Below are 24,261 nucleotides of genomic sequence, written 5' to 3'. Positions count from 1 at the left end.
CGTTATGATTCCTCAGCAATGAGATTTGACACAGTATTATTTGTAATTTGTAGTATTTCTTCTAAGTTCCCAGTTTTTAAAAGAGCATTAAACTGTTGTTCGTTAAGCATAGGAATGCCGAGTTCTTGCGCTTTAGTTGCCTTGGATCCTGCATTTTCGCCTAGAATAACGCAATATGTGTTCTTGCTTACTGATCCTGATGCTTTGCCGCCTCTTGAGACTATAGCCTCTTTTGCGCTGTCTCGTGTAAATCCTTGCAAAGATCCTGTAACAACTATTGTTTTACCTACTAATGTTTGAGCGAAAGATGATGTTTCAACTTTCCCTACTACACCTGCTTCTTGCCACGATTTTAATACTTCAAATTGCCAATTAGCAGGGTCTTTAGCTTGCTGGAACCAGTTGTATACTGCTTGCGCAATTTCAGGACCAACTCCATCAATTTGTGTAAGTTCTTCAATAGATGCTTTGGAAATATTGTCTAAAGATCCAAAATTTGCCGCTATAAGACGTGCAGTTGGTGGACCTAGTCTACGAATAGATAAAGCAACCAAAACTCGCCACAGTGCTGCATTTTTGCCTTTTTGAGCTATTTCTTCAAGCATACTACGAGTAGTTTCAGAAGGTCTTGTATACCATGGCACATTTATTGTTTCTTTAGCGTTGTCGCTAGTTTTAGCATTTCTAGTAATGCGCTTATTTTTCCAAAGTACCACTTTAGCGTCAATTGGAACTTGGAATTTAGGATATTGAGGATCCCATTGTTCGTTTGGTGAAGTAGTTTTTTCGGGAGTTCCTTCTGCTTCGTAATTTGTAGATAACTTTGCTTCGATTGTGCGAGTCCAAAATGCTCTAACTTGATGCCAAAGACCAGATCCGCCTATTTTGCGTGTACGCTTTTTAAAGCTACCGTCTTTACTAACTTCTTTCCACTCTTCAACAAGAGGAATTTCTTTCCAAACCATTACATTTTGCAAATCGTCGGCAGTAATACTAAATAATCCAGCTTCATTTCTAAGTACTGGAGTTTGTGGTTCAGGTAGCGTTAAATCTGGTGCCGGTATATATGATTGTTGAGTTGCTCCTCGCTGAATTATAATTTTATCCATATCTGGGCAGTAAACTTCTGCAGTTGTAGGTCTGCAATCCTCAGGATTTGTAAGAGCTAGCGCAGCGTTATCGCCCAAATTTTCAATATCAAAAGCTTGTCTGGAAGCCAAGTGAATTATTCGTTCTGTAAGTTGAGCTGGGCAGTTTTCTACATTTGGGCAACGAATGTCTTTATCTCCCTCTTTTGCAGGAGCTAGCTTAGTTCCACAAGATGGGCAGTATTCTGGCATAACAAACTTTCTAAGTTCACTTTCTCGCCCTTCCCTAGCTTTAAGTACCGGTCCGACTAATTCTGGAATAACATCCCCAGCTTTACGAACTACGACAGTATCGCCAATTAGCACACCTTTATGTTCAACTTCGTAAGTATTATGAAGAGTTGTGCGAGAAATTGTCGATCCTGCTACAGTAACAGGTTCAAGAACAGCTACAGGAGTTACTCTTCCAGTTCTTCCAACCTGGACAATAATATCCTTCAAATAAGTATTAACTTCTTCAGGAGGATACTTGTATGCAATAGCCCATCGTGGAGCTCTAGAAGTAGCTCCTAGTTGATGCTGTAATGCTCTGTCATCAACTTTTACAACTATGCCGTCTAAAGCGTGCAAAATATTTGCTCTATGCTTTCCGTAATAGTCAATCATTTCTTCTATTTCAGAAAAATTTGTGACTTTTCTTGTGTACGGAGAAACAGGTATTCCCCACTGTTGATAGAGCTTATATGCGTCAGACTGATTAAATTTTGTTTCACTATTGTTATGGCTTGTATTTTCTTTCCAACGAAGCTCACCTAGTCCGTGTGCAAAAAAGCTTAATCGACGCGTGGCTGTAATTCGTGGGTCTTTTTGGCGCAAAGAGCCAGCTGCAGCGTTACGAGGGTTTGCAAAAGCAACTCGTCCAGCATTTTCTTGTTCATCATTTAATTTTCTAAAGTCTTCCCATTTCATAAAAACTTCGCCACGAATTTCCACGAACTCAGGAATATCGTCAGGATTATCAGAATGAAGCTGTGTTGGTATTGCTTCAATCGTTCTTACGTTTAATGTAATATCCTCGCCAGTTACGCCATCGCCTCTAGTAAGACCTTGTTCAAGAGTACCGTTGCGATAAATAAGATTTAAAGCAAGACCATCAATTTTTACTTCGCAAGTCATAGGAAGAGGTTGAGACTCATCCCATTGTAAATCGCGAATTACGCTGTTATACCAATCGTGTAATTCTTCAATTGAAAATACGTCATCCAAACTCATCATTCGAGACGGATGCTTTACAGAAGTAAAATCGTTAGAAAAAGTTCCACCTACGCGATGTGTTGGAGATTGAGGTGTGTCTAAAGTTGGGAAGGCAGCTTCTAAAGCGCTTAGCGCTCGCATTCTTGCATCATATGCTGCGTCTGAACTAGTCGGAGAATCTTCTACGTAATAAGCAATTTGATCAGATTGTGCCCAAGCTGCCAATTTTGCCCAAAGTTTCGCAGCTTGCTCTATAGTAAGCGTCGCTGGCTGCAAGTTTCCAAGAGCCAACGCATCAGTGTCTGTTGGCTGAAGTTGAGCAATCCACGTATCTGTTTTTTGCGTATTTTCATGAGTCTCATTTTGCTCGTCAAAATCGTCAAAAAGAGTCCATTGTGCGTTTTTTGACTCGATATCATCGTGAGCCATACTCATGAAACCCCCTTCAAATCAGCTGTTGCTTTATATAGATTATGTCACTTACCATTTACGCATTTAATGAACGTAAGAACTGTGATTGTACTGCACCTTCACAATCGTCATTCAGTGACATTCGAATATGTGCTACACACAAAGTTCTTGCAATTACAAACATTCCATCGTCAACAGTTAGCTTTGCAGCTTTTCCAATAATATGATTTGCTTCAATATTAGGCCAGACAGGAATATCGTCACTCATAAAGCAATGTCTGACATCATCCATACTAGTAGGAGCTTTATAACACTGCGAGCGCATTCGTGATAATAATTCTTCTAGTTCCATTTGTAGCGGTTCTATTCTTCCTGGAGCTAAATAGTCTGCCATTCGGTAAGCGCTTGCTGCCAGAGTGAACTTGTCTTGCATCCAAGCTGCATAAGCTAATCTATAGTATGCGAATGCTGCGTCGTCTTTGTCTAATGCGACTCGAAGTGCGTTTAGACATGCTGCTACTGTTGACGTCCAATCTTCTTGTTGCGATAATGCTGCTGCAAGTCGCAAATGCGATAATGCGTATGTTGGAGCGTATGAAACCATTGTGTTTAAATGTTTTAACGCCGCATCATATTGATGTAGTTGTGAGAGCAAATCTGCTAATTCCATGTGGGCGTAGAATAATCCGTCTGGAATAAGTAGTGTTTGCTCGTCTGGTGTTGCGAATAAGCGGTTGTACACTACTCGTTCTGCATATGAATTAAAGTAACGTGGCACAGCATTATCTATTGTGAACATGGTGTCAAATTTTGCAATATTGTTCTCATAAGATTCTAATGCTTGTTTAATGTCGCCCTCTATGAGTTGTTCTTGGGCGTGTATGCGCATATCCCTTATATTTTGAGATGCTTTGAAATGAAGTTCCGGTATTGTAGTTTCGTCAATAAGTGAACGAGTTACTATATCTGCTTGGTTGTTAAGCTCTGGGTCGCCAATTTGTTCGATGATATTCATTGCTTCACGAGCTTTTTCAGCTGTTGTTAGCAATGGTTGTGAAGCAATATGATGAAAATCGGCGACTGCTTGCTGTAGCAAGTCTTCTCGTTGTATAGAAAGACCTTTAGCATGTTCTGTTCCGAGTATTTCTTCTTGTTCTTCGTTAAATAGTGTGTCTGAAAACTCTGGCTCTTCCTGTGCGCCGTTAGGCGAGAAGCAAGTGTCATGCAAATCGAATGATGGTTCTACAGTGTTAAGCTTGCAATTTTCGTTTAAGCTTATACGCGCGTTAGATTTTTTGTAGAATTCTATAGGATTTTGTAATCCGTGCGAACGAATATGTTTTACGAAATTGTCACGTTCGAAAGTGACGGTCATTAAAGTTCGCACTTCTGGCGGTTCGCTAAATGCTGCTAAAGGATTTGTGTTATTTGTGTTGTTTGCGTTGTTTTCATTGTTTCCGACTTCCATCGCGCTTGTTAAATCATCACTATGCTCATCTACTAATGATTGCGCAGCTTCTACAACATCAGCAAACGGTAGGTGTTGCAAATCTTGCAACTTAGAAGGGTCACCATGAATGTCTCCATCTTTTGGCTCACCTTTTTCGTGCGTACTATTGTTATCAATTCTATTTAGTGCTCTTAGCGTACGATTTAGTAGATTGCTAATAGCGCTATCTTGTGCAGCAACCATTTCTTCTAAACCTATAGAGTCAAGTCTAATAGAAACTTGCTGTATTTTATCGCTAATACCAAAAGCGAGAGTTGCAAGCATAATTCCAATTCTCAAATTGTAATTTACTGAAATATTGGACTTTTCGCTATCGCTATACTCATGCCACTTATTTTTATGAGTATCGTAGATACTTCTTGGCATTAGTGATGATCCTGTTGCTGTAAAAGCTAATGCAACTTTCCCATCTCCTAAATTAGAGCGAAAATCTGCATCAAAACGGAACGGTAAATACAAGCTACGAATAAGTTCAGCTAAAGATTGGCGATACAACCACTCTCCTGCTTCAGTCTGTTTTAAATACGATGCAGACTGTTGGCACTTGCGAGCTTTGCGCCATAAATGCATTAATGGGCGAATACAGTCATCTTGCGTAGGATCTCCGAAACTTTGCATTCCTAAATCTTCGCTAGCAATAAAAGCTGGATCTTCAATAAATGAGTTATCGATAGCACAAATGCGCTCGCAAGTAATATTATCTTCTAAACTTTTACCACCTTGCGATGCGTTTGCTTGAATGCATTGATAAATTGCTTGTAGTCTGTTTAATGCACCTTCAATGCGCAACACTTTCAAAGCTGCAGAAGGCTCTAATGAATCATCCCAAATCAAGTAATGTGCTGAAGTTTTCTGTGCAGGTTGTAAGTGTAATCTTTCCGCTGCATGGACTGCTTCTAGACTGTGAGTTTGCTCTAATGCTCCAACGTCGCGCATGACGCGTTCGTAGTATTCTTCCAAACCGGAAACTCTAAAACCTTCTTTGCGCGCAGTTTTAATATCGGAAACGCTTCTTCTTATTGCGCCAAGAGGAGCTTCTGTATGCAAGCGGTGTAATACGTGAAAATATCCAAAACCAACTAATGATTGGTGTAAATCTGGCACAAAAAAAGTCGCAAAAAATACTGTAGCAATAGCGTCTTCATATGAAAGATTGCATCTAAAATCGTCACTCAACGATACGCGTGTGCCTTCAATAGTATATTTTTTATGCTTTCCATTGTTTAAGCAAATCCATGAAGCAACTTGATGCAAGCCATCATCTAAAGAAACTTGCATAACAACATCGCCATAGACAAAAGGCTTATCGTTAATGTTTTGTTTTGCGTATGAGCTTGAAGTATTCTTATTTACTTTCTTTTTTCGTAAATTTTTAAATACGCTTTGTAGTTGTTTTGTAAAGTTATGTGATGCTTGTATTTGCTTAGATCCATAGAATCTAGTTTTGTTATATAGATTAAAAGACCCTTGCTCAATAAATGACAATTGTGGTATGCGCTCAATTGCTTCTACAGGAGTTACTTTATCTCCTGTGTAAACTCTCCCATCTTTGTCTGCGATTGCAAGTTGACGAAAATGTTTTCCATCATCTTTGCATAAACCTAGTGCAATTCCAAATAGTTTCCCAGGGATTTTAAACCAAGCTAGTTGGGTATTTGCTGGAAGTCCTGGAAAATCACGAAAAATACGGTGTTTAGAAAAAGTAGGAATGGAAGTAATTTCGCCTTGTTGCCATAAGGAATCAATAGCGTCTGACATGATTGACATACGATCTTCTTTAGAGTGTGTCTGCTCGGTAGATTGCACGTCTTCAGCCATAATCCCCATTCTTTCAAGTCGTTGACATAATGCAAGTTGCGTTCGTAAGCATTCAGCATTTAATCTTATGCGCTGACTGCACTCGTCACATCATAGTTCAGTATATAAGTAGTATATAGGAAACGCATGTTCGATGTGTGAATGTTGCAGAATTGTGGATATTTTATTTTCAAATGGAGCGGACAACGGGACTCGAACCCGCGGTCTCAACCTTGGCAAGGTTGCGCTTTACCAACTAAGCTATGTCCGCAAACAAGTGAATACCTTATATCATTTTCATAAAAAGTGCAAATTAGGTATGTCGCAAGCCTTACAAGTACTGGCTGCACTTGTAAGGCTTACTTGTTTCAGATTTTCAGTGTTTTAAGTTGAAGACTTATTTTATTTGTTTGCTTACTTGCTTTCGTCATCGCGCTTTGGAGAAGATGGTGTTGCACCTTTTTCAAGCACTCGACCAGGGCCTGCAAGATAAGCTGCGCGGCCTGCTTCAATACCAAGCTTGAATGCTTTAGCCATAAGCACAATATCGTTTGCAGTAGCAACTCCAGTATTTGCCATTACAGCTGCAGCACCCATTTCCATTGCTTCAGCAGCCTGGCTTGGAACGCCAATGCCGGCATCGACAATAACAGGAAGATCGATTTCGTCGATAATAAGCTGAATAAACTTCTTAGTTTCAAGACCCTTGTTAGAGCCAATCAAAGAGCCGAGAGGCATAATTGCAGCAGCTCCAGCGTCGCGCATTGCCTTAGCAAAGTACAAATCTGGATACATGTAAGGAAGAACAGTAAAGCCTTCGTCAGCCAAAATCTTTGTTGCTTGCAAAGTAGCTTCATTGTTTGGCAACAAATACTTGCGATCAGGAATAATCTCAAGCTTGATGAAGTTTCCGCAACCCATTTCGCGAGCAATATGTGCAGTGTTAACTGCTTCCTCTACAGTTACGCATCCGCTAGTATTAGGCAGAATGGTAACGCCTTCTGGAATATGCTTTAAAATTCCTGCAGCTTTCTCGCTATAGCGAATTGCTACAGTAATCATTTCAGCTTTAGCACTATTTACTGCGGCATCAATAAGCTCCTCAGAATACTTTCCAGAACCCAAAATGTATCGAGAAGTAAACTTCTTACCGCCCAATTCTAAATAATCTTCATTCTCCATAATTTCCTCCATTTTTTATCCATTTCAACGCTTCTAAGGCTTCTAAACTTGCGATAATCGAAACATAAGGCAAATACAAGCCTTCTTCGGGAGAAGACTTAAAATCACCCACTAAGCACACGTTTGAAAGATGCTTAATTTTTACGTTCCTAATATCTCCTAGTCCAGATAAGCCAGAAGCAGTAATAACATATTTGTTAGGATGATTCATGAAATAGTCAAGAACCATTGCTTTCGATTCGCGATTGTCGAATGCTTCAATAAACAAGTCGGAGCGTTCAGCAATCTCATCCAACGATTCCGGCGTAACTTTTTGCACAAAAGCTTCTACTTCAACGTACGGCAAAGTTTCATTAAGTCGCGCTTTAGTAGCATATACTTTGTGTTGTCCAATTTCGTTAATCGTATAATTTTGACGGTTTAAATTCGAATACTCGATACTGTCAAAATCGTAAATGTACAACTTTTTTACGCCGGCTCGCGCAAGCATTAACGCAATATTTGATCCCAAACCGCCGCAGCCAAGTATTGAAACTGATTGTTGAGCAAACAAATCATTATCTTCCTTTAGCTGACGTTTAAGAACTTTTGCGCGAATATCGTCACTTTCCATTCATCCTCCTCCCATAATGCTAAATACTTCAATTTTTGCGTTATCTTTAACTATGAAAGTTTCAAAATCTTTGCGTTTTACTAATTCACCATCAACTTCTATTGCAACAAAAGTACTGTCGTAGCCTTCGCGCTTAAGTAGTTCAAGTAAATTCTCGTTCTCAACATAATCCACAGTATCGTGATTAAGTTTCAGCACACTTACCTCCTTTCTGTAGAATATGCTTTAAGTTTTGAATATTACGTTTAAAGATTCTACCTAATCCTTAGCTGGATGAAGAATAAACTTGCCCTTAAAGTCTTTGCAAACTCCATTTTCTTGGCTGTAAATTTCTTCACCGCGAAGCAAAGTTCTTACCACCTGGCAGCCAATAGTGCGACCAACGTACGGGCTGAACTTGTTTCGATACTCAAGATCCTCAGCTTTAAGAACATAAGGAGCATTTGGTTTAATGAATGCAAGATCTGCGTCATAACCCAAACGTATGCTGCCTTTTCCTTTCAAATCGAAGCGTTTTGCAGAATTGCTAGAATTCAATGCCACAAATTGAGTTAATGACATTCCGCGCTTTTGCACAGCTTCATCAAAGAACACATCAACATCGTTTTGAACGCTACCAATACCACCCCAAGCTGTGAAAGCATCATCAGTTTGCTTCAAACTCAAAGGAGCTGGTGAATGGTCGGAAACAATGAAGTTAATAGAACCGTCAAAAACCTTTTCCCACAAGCCATTCTGGTTTTCCTTGTCACGAATTGGCGGAGTGCACTTAGCGATATTTCCAATCTCGTCAAGCTCAGAAGTGTCGAAATACAGGTAATGGTTGCAAGTTTCGCAGCTTACGTCTACGCCATTCTTACGAGCGTCAGCAACAGCTTGAGCACCTTCTGGTGAAGAAACATGAACAATATGAATTCTGCATCCAGTTTCTTTAGCAAAAAGACAAGCGCGTTCAATCGCTTCAACTTCAGTGAAAACAGGTCTGGTTGCTACGAACTCAGAAAGCTTTCTAGCTCCCATTTGATGAGCTTTCTTTCCAAGCTGGTCTGTAATAGGAGCGTTTTCGCAATGCATAATCAAAATTTTGCCTGTTTTAGCAATCTGCTGCATACCTGTGTACAAGGAGTAATCGTCGCAATTGTATAAATCAACTTGCAAATCCTTGTCGCCTGTAGTTCCAAGGAATGCCTTGTAATTAACAACACCTTGCTTATCTTGCTCGCATATTCCACCGTTTAGATTTTGTGGCTCCAAACCACCAGTTTGACCAACGTCAACTTTTAGTTTTCCTTCAGCCTCTTTTAAAACTGCCTCAAATGATTTTCCATCAGTAGTAGCAGGAATTTGATTGCAAGGCATTTGCAGCATTGTAGTAATACCGCCTTTTGCGCCGGCAGAAGTTGCGGTTACAAAACCTTCCCAATCGTCGCGAACGCCGCCGCCTGGAGCGTTAATATGAACATGAGAATCAACTTTTCCAGGAACAACTATTAAATCAGTTGCGTCAATAGTTTTATCGGCTGTAAAGTTGCTTCCAAAAGCGGCAAACTTGCCGTCTTTAATTGCTATATCGGCTTTAGTTGCTTCATTATCGAATACAACCAAACCGTTTGTGATTACTACATCGTAGTTCATATTATTTCCTTTCTTTAGCCATTGTTGGCTGAAAAACTTTTGATAGTAATATTTGACACACGAAGCCTACAGCGCATCCCACGATCCATGAGATTTGAGTAAGTGGTGAAAGTAGAGGAATTATCTGCCCGGAAAGAGCAAATAAAAGCCCAAGTATCGTAGCAGTATAAGATATCCAGTTAGTTCCAGAATAAGCAGATTTTGACGAGCTATTTGTATCGTAATAAATTTGATCAAGATCAATATGCGTGCGCTTTACTACGTAATAGTCGGCAAGTAGAACACCTGCAATAGGGCCTAAAAGCATACCAATAAGATTCAAGAAGCCTGTAATATTAGCCATAAACTTCCACGGCATTAACACAGTGCTTACAAGAGCTGCAATAACTACGCCACGCTTATAATTTACAAATCGCGGAGCTAAAGCAGTTAGCTGGTATGCTGCAGGAACAATATTGCCAGTAGCATTTGTGCAAACTGTAGTAAGTAGAAGCAACCCAGTAGCTATTGCAATTGCAGGAAGATTATCCCACTTGTTTATGATAACAAGAACATCTGTAATGGTTTCATGGTAAAAAAGCGATCCGCCCACTAAAATAACTACGCTTGTAAAAGCAAAAAGCGCGTAACTTAGCAAGAAGCTAGCAATTTGACCTTTTAGTTGAGCCATAGTTGACTTTGCGTTTTGCGTAAAATCAGCAATAGAAACGGCAGGAGCAGCCCAAACGCCCAGTACAGAATTTACAACCATCATCATGAAAAGCCCAAGACCGTAATTAGTTGGCGCTTGAACAGTAGCATGATATTGCATGATTGCAGATAATCCACCAGCACAGCTAATAGCCCATACGCTCATGCAACCAAAAACAACGTAAATAAGTGGGCTTAATACTACAGTTAGCTTATTAAGAGTCTTTCCTCCGCCTAAACCAATCGCCAAGTTAAGCAACCAAAATATTGCGAAGGAAATAATAATAGGTATGTGCGAACCTACAAATGGTATTTTGTTTCCAAAAGTAAGAAACTCAGGGCAAATTTTGCCAACTAGAATCTCTAAAGCTTTCGTACCTATATATGTTTGAATGCCATACCAGCATATTGCAGCAACTACTCCCCTGAGGAATCCTGGTAGTTGAGCGCCTGCTTTTCCGTATGTTGCGCGCAAATGCATAGAAAACGGTATGCCGTATTTGGAACCTACAACACCGTTAGCAACCATGACAATTGCTGTAAGAATTGCGCCAAGCATGATACCAATCATTACGTAAATTGGAGAGTATCCCATTAAAAGGAATGCGCCAACTGCAGCATAATTAGGAATATTGTGTACAGACTGCATCCACAAAGTGCAGAAATTAAGAGCGCTCATTGTGCGTTTTTCTTGCGGCTTTGGCAGTAAATCTTCGTTGGTGTAGCCGCGCTCGCGGTAACATTCCAAGTTTTTACTAGCTACTGGCTCGTCTTGTAGCAGTTTACTAATTTGCATGCGCACCTCCTTACTTTTCTTGTTTGTAATTTGATTCTTTTTTGTGTTTTGAGTTTTTTGAAAGTAATAATCGCAACTTTGCTCAAAAATAAAAAAAGATACGAAAGGATTTCGTACCCGTGGTGGTGCGCCCCTTCGTATCAGCCTCTTATTCGTGAATAAGCGTTGTACTCTCATTCGATATTCACTTTTCTTCGCTGCGATTAATTAAGCAGTGAAGTTGGCATCGTATATGCCTTTTGCTTCCTTCCTAAATTTCTATTTCTTTTTGGTTTTCGTTTGGTTTTTTCGTTATTTTTTAGTTGGTTTTAGTTAGTCCTCATAAGCCAAACTATGCAGAGCATCTCGTAAAAGCTTTACTCCGTGAACAGCGTCTTGTGGATCTGTGTACTCTTCTGGGGCGTGACTAATACCATCTTTTGAAGGAACGAAAATCATTCCGGATTTTACAAACGGAGCAAAAATTTGCGTATCTTGACCAGCACCTGAATGCATGACTCTGTACGCATAACCTTGCTTATTAGCTTGATCTTTCAAAAGATTAATAATATCGTTGCTAAGTGGTGTAGGATCGTCAGACATCCACTTATCAATCTGCGCTGTAATGCCATAAGACTTGGCAGTTTCGTGAATATCCTCGTCGAGTTCCTGCAAGAATTTATCAAGAAAAGCTTTATCTGTATGACGGCAGTTCATTGAAAAAGTAACTTCTCCAGGAACAATATTTACTTGATTTGGAACTACGCTGATTCTACCGAAAGTAAGTACCAGTGGGTCGCCTGCTTGCTTAGCTTTGTCAAGATTCTTGGCGATTATATGAGACATGCAATCTACTGCATCGTGCCTGTAGGACATCATTGTTGTGCCAGCGTGATTTTGTACGCCTTTAAGATGAATATCCCAACGATGCTGACCAGCAATGCTAGTGATAATACCTAAATCTTCGTGATTGCTGTAAAGCGTTGGTCCCTGCTCAATGTGTAGCTCAATCCAGGCTTCAAGATTTGCGAACTTAGGTTGAGTTGTTTGATAATTGAACCCAGCTTCACGCATTGCTGTTTCGAAAGGAACACCTTCACTGTCGCAAATATTTTCTACGTCCTCTTTTTTGGCTAGTCCGAAGAAATTCTTTGAACCCCAGAATACGTATGGGAAACGTGAGCCTTCCTCTTCTGCTAAGCAGATAATGCGAAGACTTTTCTTTGGCTTTCCATATCTAGTAAGTAAATTCTTAATTGCTAAATATGCTGCAACTATTCCAAGTTGACCGTCAAAACGACCTCCTCTTGAAACTGTGTCAATATGCGATCCACAAGCTATTATGCTTTCTGGCTTTTCGCATCCTTCAACAGTTGCAATTAGGTTTCCAACTTGGTCGAATTCTACAGTCATACCGAGTTTTTCAAATCGTTGACGAAGAGCAAAAAGAGCCTGTTTCCAAGATTTTGTGTAAAGAGGTCGAGTAACTCCTTGTTCTCCTGGTTTTTCTGTGAATCCTGCAAGCCAGCTTATGGCTGATTCTATAGTTTCAGCACTTATGCTGCTATTAATCATCTGCAGTATTCCTCCTCACTTGTGCAAGTTTCCCCAAAAGTGACATTCAGGCGGATATTTTTTGGTTTTGGTTTTGGTTGTTTAGTTTTTTTTTAATTGTTTAGTTGATACTCGTGTAATTGCTACTACTTTGTGGCAACGCAAGATATCACGAAAATCGTGATAGAAAGAAATCACTTACTGTAATTGCTCCCTACGCATGTCTTAACAAAACAGGTTCAAAGGGTGTTTCTCAACTGTTTCCAGTACCCCTGCAATTTTCACTTGTACTCGGATGAGTATAGCACGATATTAAATGAACTCAAAATGAACATTATCATGTGTGTTTCTGTGAAGAAATGATTGGTTGGTTGACTGATTGGTTGACTGCTATGAGATATTGCTTCCATTTGTGGTTGCATGTGTGTTCGGCTGCGAAAAATTTTCATATGAAGGTTAGCAAATAAAAAATAGCCAGATAACAAAAAACGCAGTGCTTCTACACTGCGAACATATTGTGGGTGATATAGGAATCGAACCTATGACCCCTTCCGTGTGAAGGAAGTGCGCTAGCCGCTGCGCCAATCACCCAAAATTTTTTAATTATGCGTGAAAGGCAATCCTTTCGAGTGGGCGATACAAGGTTCGAACTTGTGACCCCTTCCGTGTCAGGGAAGTGCGCTACCACTGCGCCAACCGCCCAGGTTGTTAATTAAGCTTGAAGCTTAATCGAGGTGGGTACGAGAGTCGAACTCATCTATACGGCTTTGCAGGCCGCTGCCTAACCGCTTGGCTAACCCACCGTAAGGTCGAATAACTCATCGGACCTAGAGCGGACAACGGGACTCGAACCCGCGGTCTCAACCTTGGCAAGGTTGCGCTTTACCAACTAAGCTATGTCCGCAATGCAACTTTACTGACCAATGTCAGCGCCGAAGCACGAGTAACTACTATACCCGAAATATTCTCAAATGCAAGCCCTCGCCTATTTTGGCGTGTCGTTTGGTGGTGTTTGCGTGCGTTGGTTGGATGTTTGTTAGTAAATAAGATTATATATGATACAATGATGGAACAAATGGATTGGGAGTACTCGGTCGGCGAAAGCTCTAGGCGTTATGCCTAGAGCTTTTTGGCCTATAACCCGCTTTTTGCTTTTTTTATTCTCGCGTAATCAATAAGGGGGTTATAGGCCCAAAAGTGCGTAAAGCTAGGCTGATGAATATTCTGTGTCTATAATCCACGATCTAAACACTGTTACTAACTCAGTCAACTGACTGAGAAAAAACGGTCATATGTTACTGGTGCAGTACATAAACTGCGTTAATAACGAATAAGCGGGGTTATACGTTACTGGTGCAGTACATAAACTGCACCAGTAACAGCGTTTGACGATTTATTGTTAAATACTCAGCTAATACATGCCTCGAGCGCCAATGCGCATAAGAATACCCACATTCGATATATCATAAGCCCCTACTGCTATAAGGCTTATGAGCTTATTTTTTACACACTTTTTGTCCAGGTGGCGAATGTGCAGAAAACAGATTCGATTACCGCAAAACCCTTGTATTGCAATGCGTGAGACATGATTTCTTACACACTTTTGGCCTATAATCCCAAAAGTGTATCTGTTAGTTGACTTATTTTGAATTAAATATCACTTTTCTGTAGTAAATAAATTATCAATACCAGATTTATCATTAAACATTATTTACTACATTTTGTTAAATTTAGATTCATGTGGTACTATATATGAAGGGGGGCGGGGTATTTATACTACATAAATAGTAAGAACTTTTTTAAGGAGGGGGGTGATTGTATGGCCAGAAATAGTATCAGAAATACGAAGCAAACTTCTAAGTCTGTTGCTTCTAAAGCTAGTAAAGTTTTGCATGATGGGAGATTTAGTAAAATTTCTAAGTCCGTTGCTGGAAGTGCTTTATCTCAAACTAAAAAAAGTTCTAAATAAGGCAATTTGCATAATTGATTAGCTAAGGGGAGCTAATTCTTATATGAGTTAGCTCCCCTTAATGAGTTTTTAGTAATGGATTAAAAGAAAACCGACTGAAAGCCTTTAAGCGGGAACATAAGAAAGCCTACCTAGTGCATATTGCATGAAGTAGGCTTTCCTTGTTTTTTTGGTAATTATAGTGGTATTTGCCAAGCCACATTACTTTCATACGTTTTGCCTAAAAGTTATTCGAATGGGGCTTGCTATACTCCAAATACTGAGCAATATATATACACACAAGCAATGCTTGAGGAAGTGTATGAGCTTTGTAAGAACAGCAATTTCAAATAACCTATTAATATCATCTAATAGCTGAAATTATAGAATCAGTGCTCCACTTAACTATTACATCAGCAGCATTTTTTACAACACTTGAAGTTCTTTCAGCAGCATATGGTTCAACAGCTATAATCTTTTTTCCCATTTCTTGTGCTAGCTCAATTTCAATGTTGATCCATTTACTGTACGTTGAATAAACTCCTGCCAATATAAGAACACAACTGGCATGTTGCATCTGGTTTTTAATTGCTTTCTTTAACTGATAATCATCTTCTGCATCATGAATAGGATCATCCTTAGGGACAGAATAGTTTTTGTAATTAAAATATGGATTGCTGTCCAATAAGTTTACTAATCCATCGTAATTATCTGAATGAGCCCAAGAATGACTGATAAATAGGTTGTAAATCATAAAATCCTTCTTATGCAAAAAATTTAGTTATTACCATAAGCAAAAGGGCAAACCCATATATGCAGATGAACGTTACGGGCAGTACTTTTTCTAAAAAAGTACCATCCTTGTATTTCTTGACTTTCTGTAATTTATCCCACTCTTCTCTAAATGGATGCGCAGGCAATTGACTCTCAAGGCTGTCAATCACTTTAAATTTTTCACAATTGAGTAGCTTATAATTCTTGATAAATAATATCCATACACTACAGAAAACAATCCCTGATAGTAAGAGGAATATAGACTTAATATTCCACGCTATTGATATTGTCGCAAGAATAGCTAAATTCAGTGTTATAAAAATATTATTCATCGAATCACGCCTCTGGCTAACAGAGTTTGCCATTTCTACACATGTTCGCCATTGAGCTAATATAATTTCACTTTTGTTGCTGTCATGATTCGTATCATCCATTGTGTTATTCACTCCTTTCTATGTGTAAATATATGCGTATTGAGGTGGTCATTTTTGTTATGCCAGCGATTTTCACGTGGATTGAGAGAATAGTAGTATATCTGCATTTTTTAACAACAGAGACATCGCAAAAAGGCTGTAACGCGTTTTATACCGCTTTACATTGTGACCGAAATATAATTTTACTTATTGCCTTTAGCTCTATTGTGCGTTTTGCAAAGCATTTGGCAATTTGACTCGTTTGTCGCACCACCTTTGCTCCAAGCTGTTACATGGTCTGCGTCCATTTCGCTCAATTTATAGATACGTTTAGAATTGTTGTCACTGCCCAAAGCACAAAGCGGACAATTCGATATGTCTTTTTCTTTAGCAGCTTCCGTTTGGCGAGCATACACTTGCTTTTTTGTCTTCTCGTCAAATACTCGTATGTTAAGAAGAGTTTTGTCAGATTCTCCACCAAGTACATACTCGATAACACCACGTTTATTTTGAACTTGAGAATCTTCCATAAGTGCAGATACTCGTGCTGCGATCTGAGCTTTACTATAAGCATTTTTATGATACGTAGAGTACAGCCTGCCCCATTCTTGGCCGCACATTTCATTTCCCGTATAGTCAAATATTGAATCTATCCAATCTATTACAGTATCAAAGTGATTTTTCAACTGTTTAATATCTGCATCGTTTCTATGTTGAGCCATATAATCGTCGATGTTTCCATCACTCACCCAGTCGAGAGCTGTTTCAAGAATTGCTTGACGTTTAGGATCGCCTTTCACATACGTTTGCCACATATTCAGCTTAGAATTAGAAGTATTTGAAAATTCTTCCTTAGCAAGCGTTACAAAACTACCATGATAAGCTGCATTTCTTAGTTCTTGTTTTACTAGTGGAACTCCGGCAATGTTAATAGTTTCAAACCATGCTTCAATTTCTGAAGGCGTTCCTTCACATACATAAATTGTAAGCTTTGTATTACTAATTAAATCTTGTTCATCTTTGGCAAGACTGTTGAAATATTTTGGTTTGCCATCACGTTCAATAGCAAACTGCCACGATTGATTAACAAAACGTGCGAATGATGTAATACGCTGTTGTCCATCTAGCACTTCATACATGCCGTCATTATTCTTCACAAAGTAAATTAAACCAAGCGGATAACCTTTGAGCAGAGAATCGACAACAGCAACATCTTTCTTACCGTCACCATAAATATAATTTCTTTGGTACTCAGGTTGAATAATAAGCTTACCGTCTAAACCGAATAGACCCTTATCTTCATTTTTATCGTAAATAAAGCCTTTGCAAATATCTCCAACTGTCCAATCAGTTACAAGTGTTGTTTTCATAACTAGTTACCTCTACTTTTTCTTTATTAACATCCTGACGTAAGTTTTCTTCCCATCAATAGTGCAATCATTTATAAGCCCATTTTGTAAATTCGTTGCTAGTGGAAAAATAATCTCTACAGGTGTCTTTTGTGGATGATTGTTATTCTCGCGTAAGTAGGATGCCCATTTATCTTTCCTTCTGCGTTCTTTATCATCCCTGGAATCGACGTTGTACAAGGATTCGAAAGTACGGTTGTACTCTCTCTCTCTCTCTCTTGTGAAGACTAGGTCTTTGCCGTCTTCACCTTTTCTAAACGCTACGATATCGAACTGATCTGGGTTATATTTGTCCATAAATGTAATAGGCACACCCATCACACCGTCATAATCTGATGGAATACATTCTGTAAACGGAACTTCAATAGCATCATAATTGTCGTAATGAGGGTACTCGAGTTTTCCGTAGTCTTTTTCAAGCTTTTTCTTCAATTTTTTGTTGAATTTAAGATTATGCTCCATTGTGTCAAGTATCAGGTTCTCGTGACGCTTTCCATGGTCAATATTGGTGAACCAACATGCAGAAGCTAATCTCCCCATAACAATTCCATTTACTATCTTATAAGCAGATCCCTCCTTCTTGTTATGAGTAAGCCAGCTTTTATAGTCGTCTGTTACATTGAAGTACATGTCTTGATTTAATGATTTATATCCAAGCCATATAGCATTGTCTTGCAAATAAGGAAAAACTTCTTTATATGTGATTGCATTCATATTCCCTAAAATTACAAACTGTTTATCTGCTTCCAAAATCCATGCTAAAAATTCTCTAAACAGTGAAAAAGGTGGGTTGGTAATAATAATATCTGCCTCGTCACGAAGCTTCTTTACTTCACTACTTCTAAAATCGCCATCGCCTTCAAGATATCCAGTAAATTCGATGTCGTCAGTATCAACTGTTCCATTACCATCTGTGTCACGAGTTAACGTGAAAAGTTTACCGTGTGTATCATGCTGCTGTGGGTTATACAAGGGCGACATGAGTTCAAATATTGTAGGCTGTTTATTTGCTGCTCCTTGTGCGTAGGAGGTTGAAATAAGTTTTTTTATGCCAAGTCTTGTGAAATTTGACGCAAAATATTTAGTGAAGTTTGACCATTCTGGATCATCACAGGGTAGAAGAATAGTTTTATCTTTGAATACCTCAGGATTATATTCAATATAGGCATTCATTTCTGCTTCTATATCACTATATTGGGTATAAAACTCGTCGTTCTTTGCGTTTCTAGCAGCGCCTAAGCTTGAATTATCAGCCATTACTTTTCATCCTCCGCCATAAATTCCAAAATATCGTTGGGCGTGCAGTGTAAAGCCGTGCAGATGCCTTCCACTTTTTCCAGTGATATATATTGCCCAGTGCGTAGTTTCGTAATAATGTTGGCGGAAATATTGGTCATTCTCATTAAGTCCTGATTGGAAATATCTTCTTCAATCATGCGATGTAATAGTTTTTTATAACTAACAGCCAAAACCCCCTCCTTATTTTAATAATTAAACATTATCACGATTCTGTGAGTATATCAACGATATAAAGAACTAGCTGTTGCTGTGAAAGTGAAAGACAAATATGACGTGGGTTGTGATAAATCTTGTTGATAATCTCTTAGGTATCGATTTAGATCATTGCTGATAATTGAATTATCAAAGATAAATAAGTAACAAAGAGCTATAAATTTACGCAAATAAATCAGTCTTCATTAGAATTGTCACATTTGCTAGAATTTTTGTTTTTATTGTCATATGCATTTTTACTAAAAACTGATAGACAAGCAATAACAGCAGTACCAGCAGCGAAACAAAACTTATTTTTTGCATCTAAGTAACATCTTTTACATAAATGTTTCTCACATATAAGCAATTTCTTACAAAGCTTACAACGACGCTTTTCGCATTCTTTACTCATTTTCTAAACGCTCCGCCTCTAAACACAAGATATCTCTACTCTTATTAGCCAATAGAGCCTTATATGAATCAACTGAATTAATTATCTGTTTTGGCTCTTCAAGCCAAAAATTAATATTTTCCTCATTGTACTGGTAATATTCGTGAATTAATTCAAAAGCAGTATATTTATTACCGCTATAAATTCTTGCTTCATTTAATTTACGTAGAAAACCTGAATAATGCTCGAAAATAGACTTTATATCCTCAAACTTTCCACGATAATGAAACAGATATGTTCTTAGCCCAAGATATTTCGGTATTATTTTCATATCTTCAGTAATATAAGAAAGTATTGAATCTACATCATTAATACTTCCACATACTCTTTTTTTATTAATCTTATCTAAGTCTTTGACTCGGTTATATATATTCGAATACAAAGAGTTAAGACCTTCCATTAAATATGTGTCTGCTTCTTTTAGATATTCTTCTTGTTCTTCTGATGACGCATTAGATGCTAACTTAATCTTGTCTCTCGCATTCATAAACTTATCAATCAAGCTTTCGCTACGAGCGTCTTCAATCATCATATCAATTTTTCTACTTACATCAGCTATTTGTGAAGATATGTGCTGAAGAGATAGTTGTATACACAGCATTGGAACATTAGAAAAAATTTGTGTTGAATCAATTGCTTTTCTTAGTGTAATAGACCTAACAATACGTCCTTTTGCATTAACAATGTTAGAACAAAAATTGCCAACACACTTTTTTGATTCTTGAATACTATACGTACCATTTTTAAGACCGTTAATAATATCTTCACCAAAATGCGAAAAATCTGCAACAAGCATATTTGCATTAGAAACATCAAAGCCAATCTTAAGAGCATTTGATACTAAACCAACAACGTTTCCAACATTATCAATCTTTTCCCACAGTGTATTCACTTCCACATCACGCTTAATTCTATCTATGACATCAAAAAAATCAGACATTGCTAAAATGTCATTTCCAGTTTTATCTTCTTCGCTCACGAAAATATCCAATAACCCTGACTTAGTCAATTCTGACATTTCGTTATTCTGCGACATTTAAAGCACTCCTTAACGCAAGAACACTTGCCGGCTATGAACTAGAACTTCTTTATTCTCACCATATTTGTATCAATGAAACTGTATCACAAAACCACCTTTTAGCTCAAACCACAAAACATTCAGTTAAAGACTATTGATATAAACAAAGGACTCCCACGCATAAAACACTAAATATTAGAAGTAGTTTCGTGCGTAATGCTCCTCTCGTTAAGCTCATTGCGCAATATGTTTCCTACTTGACATACTTTGTATGCAAAACCGCCTAATCCTAATATCCAATCACATCTTTCTCAACTTCGCGTATAACTTCCTCGGATATGTTTTCAACAGCAATTCGATAAACCTTATTCATGCGCGGATTATAAATACCCAAGTACTTAATATTCTGAAACTCTGGATGAATAGAACGCAAACCCATACGCCAATACATAAGCAGTTGAAGAGTCTGATCCTTATCCAGCTTTTCTTTAGAAACTTTAAAATCCCACAAAGTATCTGCTGTTATAAAATCACCATCGCCAGCACTTACCGTATCAGTGTAACCGCCCTCTAGCGTAAAACCATCAAGCACCTTCGGGCCATAACACTCAAGAAAATGAAGCGAGCGCTGAACCATAACTCTGATGTTCTGGATTGTGTGCTCATCGGGATTGATTTCGTCAAAAGGCCTGTAGCCAATAGGACCATATCTAAAGCATACGTCGAATCCAACAAGTTTGACGGCGTTAACTATATCTTCATCGCCAAGTCCTTTAATGCCAGACATAAGTTTCGATGCATTATCGTGTTCGTTTATAATCATTGCGCCCAATAAGGAAATTTTAAACGCGTCTATTGCACTCGATCCAGACATTAAACGAGTCATGTAGTCAACTACTATACCAACTAAACTTGGGTGAATGTTCTCTTTATCGTATAAGTCTTCTATTCCTTCGCCTAATGATTCTTCAACAAATTCTTTTCGTGGCAAATATCCACCATAAGGTTGTTTAATGCTCTTAATGCGTTGTGTAACTGAATATCCCATAACTAAACACTCTCCTCATTAAAAGTGCGTACAGATTATGAAACTATTTTAATAGAATCAGCGTACGTATTTAATAGAATCAGCGTACGTACGAATTTGTTGATGCAGAAAACTGATATGTAATCCTTTTGTATTATCCCACTGCAATTTTTAACGTGTTAACAAAAGGCTCAAGTAGCGTGATGCTTGCGAAACGTATAACACAGAAAGCAAACAGTTTCTGTAATCACATGACCCCCAAAAGCGCGTTATTTGTTCGTCAATGCGCCTAATTCACATCCAACAAAAAACACCTAAACCAACAACGGAAAGCTATAATCTGAATAGTAGTTAAACTTTTGCTTTCATCTGCTTGCGTATGCTTGCAACTATTTTGTAAAATAAGGTCAGAAAGGATGCGAACACAATGACAAACACAAACGCTGTATATGCAAGAATAGATACAAATCTTAAAGAAAACGCTGAAAGCATATTGAACCAGCTTGGAATAACTCCATCTTCAGCAATCCAAATGCTTTATAGTCAAATCGTTTTACAAAAAGGCATGCCATTTGAACTTCGTCTGCCGACTAATACACAAGAAAAACCGCTTGCTTTAGGTAATTTAACTCGAGCCGAACTGGATGCAGAATTACAAAAAGGCATCGATTCACTTTCGACTGGCAAACAATATAGTGCAGATGAAGTAGAACAATTCTTCGCTAAGGAATACGGCGTATGAGCACAACCTATAGCGTCATTTATTCTCCGCAAGCGTTCCTTGATCTTACAGAACTATACGAATACATTCGCTTTACATTACAAGTTCCAAAAACAGCTGAAAAACAAGTCAACCGCATTAAGAATGCTATCCGTTCTCTTAACACTATGCCTATGCGCTATCAGCTTGTAGAGTGGGAGCCGTGGCATTCTATGGGAATACGCAGAGTTTCAGTCGATAACTACACAGTTTTTTACCAAGTAGACGAAAACCAAATGACTGTAACAGTTATTCGTATCTTCTACTCAGGCAGAAATATTGAAAACATTGTTAACGACTCAAACAATTAATGCGCGATTTGGGATAGAAAAGTACTGGCAACGTATTCACACTTTTTAGTGCACACTATGGATATTGGGTGCACCTTTTAACGATAGGAAAATATCGCAAAAAGGTTTAAGATTGGCTTAATAGCTTGATTTTTGGGAATGAAACCAGCCTAGAAGCCCCCCCCAGGCTGGTCGTAACGTTTCGTAGGATTTGACACTCTTTTTAACTTTTGCACTAGTTTATTTCTATGTCTTCTAATCGTTCCTTTTCTTAATTATCTTTCTTTATCAATCGTTCTCTTTCAGAGCAAGTTCTATAAGCTTATCCGTGTAATCAGCCATAAATAACGGAATATTCAACATATCATCGTCTAGTTTGAGATTATTCAGCGAGAAGCGTATACGTAATTTCGTTTGATTAGGGAATAATTCTTTAAACTTTTTCAAACTTCTACTATTAATATTTGCTTCAGATTTAACTTCAATAGGGAAAATATCATTTTCTCGTTGAATAAGAAAATCCACTTCATACGGCGGATTCGTTTGAGACCAGTATCTAGGCATCACTTCAAATTGAGTAAGCAGCGCTTGCAAAACATAATTTTCTGTTAAAGCACCCTTAAACTCAGTAAACAGTCTATTGCCTTCCGCAAACGCAGTCGGAGCAAGTTGAGATAATCGCCTTAACAAACCAACATCTGCCAAATAAATCTTAAAAGCAGATACATCATCATAAGCAGCAATAGGTAAACTCGACGCAGTATTTCTATAAATTTTATACACCAATTGTGCTGACACCAACCATTGCAAAGCATCTTCATATTCTCTTGCTCGCGCACCATTTTTAACAACTTTATACAAGAATTTTTTGTTTTCACGCGCAAGTTGAGACGGAATAGAATTCCAAATCATTGATATTTTAGGAAACTCACTAACACTAGGATGTTTCGCAAAATCTCGTTCATAAGCTGTTATGATCTCAAACAACGTTTCTTGCATTGCGTTTACATCTCGCGCTTTAGCCCACATTAAAACTGACTCAGGCATTCCCCCTGTAACATAATACATTTTTAATTTCTCGCATAGAGGGTTAAAAAATGCGTCTGGAATCTGCTCTATTTTATCGATTTGTTTAATATACTTCGCTAGATTTTCATCTCCATTAGCAAGTAAAAACTCAGTGAAATTCATTGGGTTTATTTGCATAAAATTAACTTTTCCAACTGGGAATGAAGATGGTTTTGCAAGTGTTATTCCAAGCAACGATCCAGCGCAAGCAACATGATATTGCGGAGCGTTTTCACAAAAATATTTCATCGAGTTTATTACTTCTGGGCAATCCTGAACCTCATCAAATATAATCAACGTGTTTTCTGCTTCGATTTTTTGACCACTTGCAAGCATTAGATTTTGTAAAATTCGCTCCACGTTTTTAGTGGTTTCAAAGAATTGCTTATATTCTTTGTTTTCATCGAAGTTAAAATAAGCAATATTTTTGTAGTAAAGCTTACCAAATTCTTTTAGTATCCAAGTTTTACCAACTTGACGCACGCCTTTTAATATCAATGGTTTACGATACGGTGAGTTCTTCCATGCTAAAAGTTTACTCATAATCAGCCTTTTCATGACTACTCACCTTTCACTTGACGCTACGCTATTAAATATTGCAACCGTATTAACGCTTGACTATTTCTACGCGAGTTGCACTGTTGTTCTGTTATATTTTGCGGTATCTTTTATCGTATATCACATTATTATATACGTTTTGGCGCATTTAATCACATTATTATACGTATTTTAGTGTTTTTTATCACATAATTATACGCATTGAGCAATGCTGAGCATAAAAACACGTAAAAACACGCAGCAAAAATTACTTCACACGCACTAAATATCTTGCCCTTTATGACTCGATAACATGTATTTCACATACCGTGCTTTCCAATCATCTTCACGAACGCAAGCAAACGCATTCGTCACAGACTGCAAGCCTAAACTTTTAACATACTTACAAGCAATACTAAAACTATTATCAACGCTAATCTCTTCATTCACTAGCAAACTATACTCTTTCATAAACAGCAAGATTTACAGAAACAGAAGAACCAATATCATCGCGCGCGTTTAACGCCTCCAACAACATTCCCTCATAAACGAAGCAATCACATGCA

20 protein-coding genes, 5 tRNA genes and 1 riboswitch are annotated in these 24,261 nt (G+C 38.2%); of the genes, 3 read left to right on the top strand and 22 right to left on the bottom strand.

Translation table 11 applies throughout. The features are described from left to right. Positions 1-2: 2 nt before the first annotated feature. From ligA to HXT44_RS04050, 13 genes are all read right to left on the bottom strand, one after another. Entirely contained in the window at positions 3-2,771 is a 2,769-nt protein-coding gene (gene ligA / locus HXT44_RS04110; protein ID WP_421782558.1) for an NAD-dependent DNA ligase LigA, read from the bottom strand. 58 nt (positions 2,772-2,829) lie between these two features. Further along, positions 2,830-6,081, bottom strand: a complete 3,252-nt coding sequence (locus HXT44_RS04105; protein WP_101886048.1) for a tetratricopeptide repeat protein — start codon at positions 6,079-6,081, stop codon at positions 2,830-2,832. Between the two features lie 174 nt (positions 6,082-6,255). Further along, positions 6,256-6,331 (bottom strand) — tRNA-Gly (locus HXT44_RS04100). A 143-nt stretch (positions 6,332-6,474) separates the two neighbouring features. Next, entirely contained in the window at positions 6,475-7,242 is a 768-nt protein-coding gene (locus tag HXT44_RS04095) for a thiazole synthase (protein WP_004108959.1), read from the bottom strand. Next, positions 7,232-7,855, bottom strand: coding sequence for a sulfur carrier protein ThiS adenylyltransferase ThiF (thiF, locus tag HXT44_RS04090; RefSeq protein ID WP_004108962.1), 624 nt, complete (start codon positions 7,853-7,855; stop codon positions 7,232-7,234). Before thiF ends, HXT44_RS04095 begins: the two co-directional genes overlap by 11 nt. Further along, positions 7,856-8,053, bottom strand: coding sequence for a sulfur carrier protein ThiS (gene thiS / locus HXT44_RS04085; RefSeq protein ID WP_004106666.1), 198 nt, complete (start codon positions 8,051-8,053; stop codon positions 7,856-7,858). Between the two features lie 60 nt (positions 8,054-8,113). Next, a complete protein-coding gene (allB, locus tag HXT44_RS04080; RefSeq protein WP_421782556.1) occupies positions 8,114-9,490 on the bottom strand; it encodes an allantoinase AllB in 1,377 nt (458 codons plus the stop codon). Position 9,491: 1 nt separating this feature from the next. After that, positions 9,492-10,976, bottom strand: coding sequence for an allantoin permease (allW, locus tag HXT44_RS04075; protein ID WP_421782554.1), 1,485 nt, complete (start codon positions 10,974-10,976; stop codon positions 9,492-9,494). A gap of 312 nt (positions 10,977-11,288) precedes the next feature. After that, complete coding sequence (locus tag HXT44_RS04070; protein WP_103013869.1) at positions 11,289-12,530, bottom strand: hydantoinase/carbamoylase family amidase; 1,242 nt, start codon at positions 12,528-12,530, stop codon at positions 11,289-11,291. A gap of 173 nt (positions 12,531-12,703) precedes the next feature. After that, positions 12,704-12,793, bottom strand: a riboswitch (TPP riboswitch). Positions 12,794-13,027: 234 nt separating this feature from the next. Beyond that, a tRNA-Val gene (locus tag HXT44_RS04065) sits at positions 13,028-13,100 on the bottom strand. 39 nt (positions 13,101-13,139) lie between these two features. Next, positions 13,140-13,211 (bottom strand) — tRNA-Val (locus tag HXT44_RS04060). A 30-nt stretch (positions 13,212-13,241) separates the two neighbouring features. Further along, positions 13,242-13,312, bottom strand: a tRNA-Cys gene (locus HXT44_RS04055). A gap of 28 nt (positions 13,313-13,340) precedes the next feature. Next, positions 13,341-13,413, bottom strand: a tRNA-Gly gene (locus HXT44_RS04050). Positions 13,414-14,328: 915 nt separating this feature from the next. Between HXT44_RS04050 and HXT44_RS04045 the strand changes: the two genes are divergently transcribed. Next, entirely contained in the window at positions 14,329-14,478 is a 150-nt protein-coding gene (locus tag HXT44_RS04045) for a hypothetical protein (RefSeq protein ID WP_421782552.1), read from the top strand. A gap of 343 nt (positions 14,479-14,821) precedes the next feature. Here the strand turns inward: HXT44_RS04045 and HXT44_RS04040 are convergent, their stop codons facing one another. From HXT44_RS04040 to HXT44_RS04010, 7 genes are all read right to left on the bottom strand, one after another. Beyond that, entirely contained in the window at positions 14,822-15,211 is a 390-nt protein-coding gene (locus HXT44_RS04040; protein WP_421782550.1) for a TIR domain-containing protein, read from the bottom strand. A 10-nt stretch (positions 15,212-15,221) separates the two neighbouring features. Next, entirely contained in the window at positions 15,222-15,665 is a 444-nt protein-coding gene (locus tag HXT44_RS04035; RefSeq protein ID WP_421782548.1) for a RipA family octameric membrane protein, read from the bottom strand. 182 nt (positions 15,666-15,847) lie between these two features. Further along, positions 15,848-17,014 carry an HNH endonuclease family protein gene (locus HXT44_RS04030; protein ID WP_421782547.1) on the bottom strand — a complete coding sequence of 389 codons (1,167 nt, stop codon included), beginning with the start codon at positions 17,012-17,014 and terminating at the stop codon, positions 15,848-15,850. Positions 17,015-17,026: 12 nt separating this feature from the next. After that, positions 17,027-18,310 carry an adenine-specific methyltransferase EcoRI family protein gene (locus HXT44_RS04025; protein WP_421782545.1) on the bottom strand — a complete coding sequence of 428 codons (1,284 nt, stop codon included), beginning with the start codon at positions 18,308-18,310 and terminating at the stop codon, positions 17,027-17,029. Next, the gene (locus HXT44_RS04020) at positions 18,310-18,522 is read right to left on the bottom strand and encodes a helix-turn-helix domain-containing protein (RefSeq protein WP_421782543.1); all 213 of its coding nucleotides are present in this window, start codon (positions 18,520-18,522) and stop codon (positions 18,310-18,312) included. Before HXT44_RS04020 ends, HXT44_RS04025 begins: the two co-directional genes overlap by 1 nt. 426 nt (positions 18,523-18,948) lie before the next feature. After that, on the bottom strand, positions 18,949-20,031 hold the full coding sequence (locus tag HXT44_RS04015; protein WP_421782541.1) for a hypothetical protein: 1,083 nt from the start codon (positions 20,029-20,031) through the stop codon (positions 18,949-18,951). 271 nt (positions 20,032-20,302) lie between these two features. Next, the gene (locus HXT44_RS04010; RefSeq protein ID WP_012914162.1) at positions 20,303-21,061 is read right to left on the bottom strand and encodes a hypothetical protein; all 759 of its coding nucleotides are present in this window, start codon (positions 21,059-21,061) and stop codon (positions 20,303-20,305) included. Positions 21,062-21,467: 406 nt separating this feature from the next. Here HXT44_RS04010 and HXT44_RS04005 point away from each other — a divergent pair, with 406 nt between their 5' ends. Together HXT44_RS04005 and HXT44_RS04000 are read left to right on the top strand one after the other, a co-directional pair. After that, the gene (locus HXT44_RS04005) at positions 21,468-21,782 is read left to right on the top strand and encodes a type II toxin-antitoxin system RelB/DinJ family antitoxin (RefSeq protein ID WP_012914161.1); all 315 of its coding nucleotides are present in this window, start codon (positions 21,468-21,470) and stop codon (positions 21,780-21,782) included. Beyond that, positions 21,779-22,111 carry a type II toxin-antitoxin system RelE/ParE family toxin gene (locus HXT44_RS04000; RefSeq protein WP_012914160.1) on the top strand — a complete coding sequence of 111 codons (333 nt, stop codon included), beginning with the start codon at positions 21,779-21,781 and terminating at the stop codon, positions 22,109-22,111. Before HXT44_RS04005 ends, HXT44_RS04000 begins: the two co-directional genes overlap by 4 nt. Positions 22,112-22,378: 267 nt before the next feature. Here HXT44_RS04000 and HXT44_RS03995 read toward each other — a convergent pair whose 3' ends face one another. Both HXT44_RS03995 and HXT44_RS03990 read right to left on the bottom strand, forming a co-directional pair. Beyond that, positions 22,379-23,716, bottom strand: a complete 1,338-nt coding sequence (locus HXT44_RS03995; protein WP_102155180.1) for an ATP-binding protein — start codon at positions 23,714-23,716, stop codon at positions 22,379-22,381. A gap of 261 nt (positions 23,717-23,977) precedes the next feature. Further along, entirely contained in the window at positions 23,978-24,151 is a 174-nt protein-coding gene (locus HXT44_RS03990; protein ID WP_231130937.1) for a hypothetical protein, read from the bottom strand. Between the last annotated feature and the right edge of the window lie 110 nt (positions 24,152-24,261).

The organism is Gardnerella sp. DNF01198P, from assembly GCF_049244165.1.
Classification (GTDB): domain Bacteria; phylum Actinomycetota; class Actinomycetes; order Actinomycetales; family Bifidobacteriaceae; genus Bifidobacterium; species Bifidobacterium swidsinskii.
Note: the sequence above shows the minus strand (reverse complement) of the source record. Positions and strands in the feature narration are given on the sequence as shown.

Excerpts from the sequence above, each read along its gene's own strand:
- ligA (WP_421782558.1), bottom strand. The coding sequence starts at position 2,771 with ATGGCTCACGATGATATCGAGTCAAAAAACGCACAATGGACTCTTTTT.
- HXT44_RS04105 (WP_101886048.1), bottom strand. The coding sequence starts at position 6,081 with ATGGCTGAAGACGTGCAATCTACCGAGCAGACACACTCTAAAGAAGAT.
- HXT44_RS04095 (WP_004108959.1), bottom strand. The coding sequence starts at position 7,242 with ATGGAGAATGAAGATTATTTAGAATTGGGCGGTAAGAAGTTTACTTCT.
- thiF (WP_004108962.1), bottom strand. The coding sequence starts at position 7,855 with ATGGAAAGTGACGATATTCGCGCAAAAGTTCTTAAACGTCAGCTAAAG.
- allB (WP_421782556.1), bottom strand. The coding sequence starts at position 9,490 with ATGAACTACGATGTAGTAATCACAAACGGTTTGGTTGTATTCGATAAT.
- allW (WP_421782554.1), bottom strand. The coding sequence starts at position 10,976 with ATGCAAATTAGTAAACTGCTACAAGACGAGCCAGTAGCTAGTAAAAAC.
- HXT44_RS04070 (WP_103013869.1), bottom strand. The coding sequence starts at position 12,530 with ATGATTAATAGCAGCATAAGTGCTGAAACTATAGAATCAGCCATAAGC.
- HXT44_RS04045 (WP_421782552.1), top strand. The coding sequence starts at position 14,329 with ATGGCCAGAAATAGTATCAGAAATACGAAGCAAACTTCTAAGTCTGTT.
- HXT44_RS04040 (WP_421782550.1), bottom strand. The coding sequence starts at position 15,211 with ATGATTTACAACCTATTTATCAGTCATTCTTGGGCTCATTCAGATAAT.
- HXT44_RS04035 (WP_421782548.1), bottom strand. The coding sequence starts at position 15,665 with ATGGATGATACGAATCATGACAGCAACAAAAGTGAAATTATATTAGCT.
- HXT44_RS04030 (WP_421782547.1), bottom strand. The coding sequence starts at position 17,014 with ATGAAAACAACACTTGTAACTGATTGGACAGTTGGAGATATTTGCAAA.
- HXT44_RS04025 (WP_421782545.1), bottom strand. The coding sequence starts at position 18,310 with ATGGCTGATAATTCAAGCTTAGGCGCTGCTAGAAACGCAAAGAACGAC.
- HXT44_RS04015 (WP_421782541.1), bottom strand. The coding sequence starts at position 20,031 with ATGTCGCAGAATAACGAAATGTCAGAATTGACTAAGTCAGGGTTATTG.
- HXT44_RS04010 (WP_012914162.1), bottom strand. The coding sequence starts at position 21,061 with ATGGGATATTCAGTTACACAACGCATTAAGAGCATTAAACAACCTTAT.
- HXT44_RS04005 (WP_012914161.1), top strand. The coding sequence starts at position 21,468 with ATGACAAACACAAACGCTGTATATGCAAGAATAGATACAAATCTTAAA.
- HXT44_RS04000 (WP_012914160.1), top strand. The coding sequence starts at position 21,779 with ATGAGCACAACCTATAGCGTCATTTATTCTCCGCAAGCGTTCCTTGAT.
- HXT44_RS03995 (WP_102155180.1), bottom strand. The coding sequence starts at position 23,716 with ATGAAAAGGCTGATTATGAGTAAACTTTTAGCATGGAAGAACTCACCG.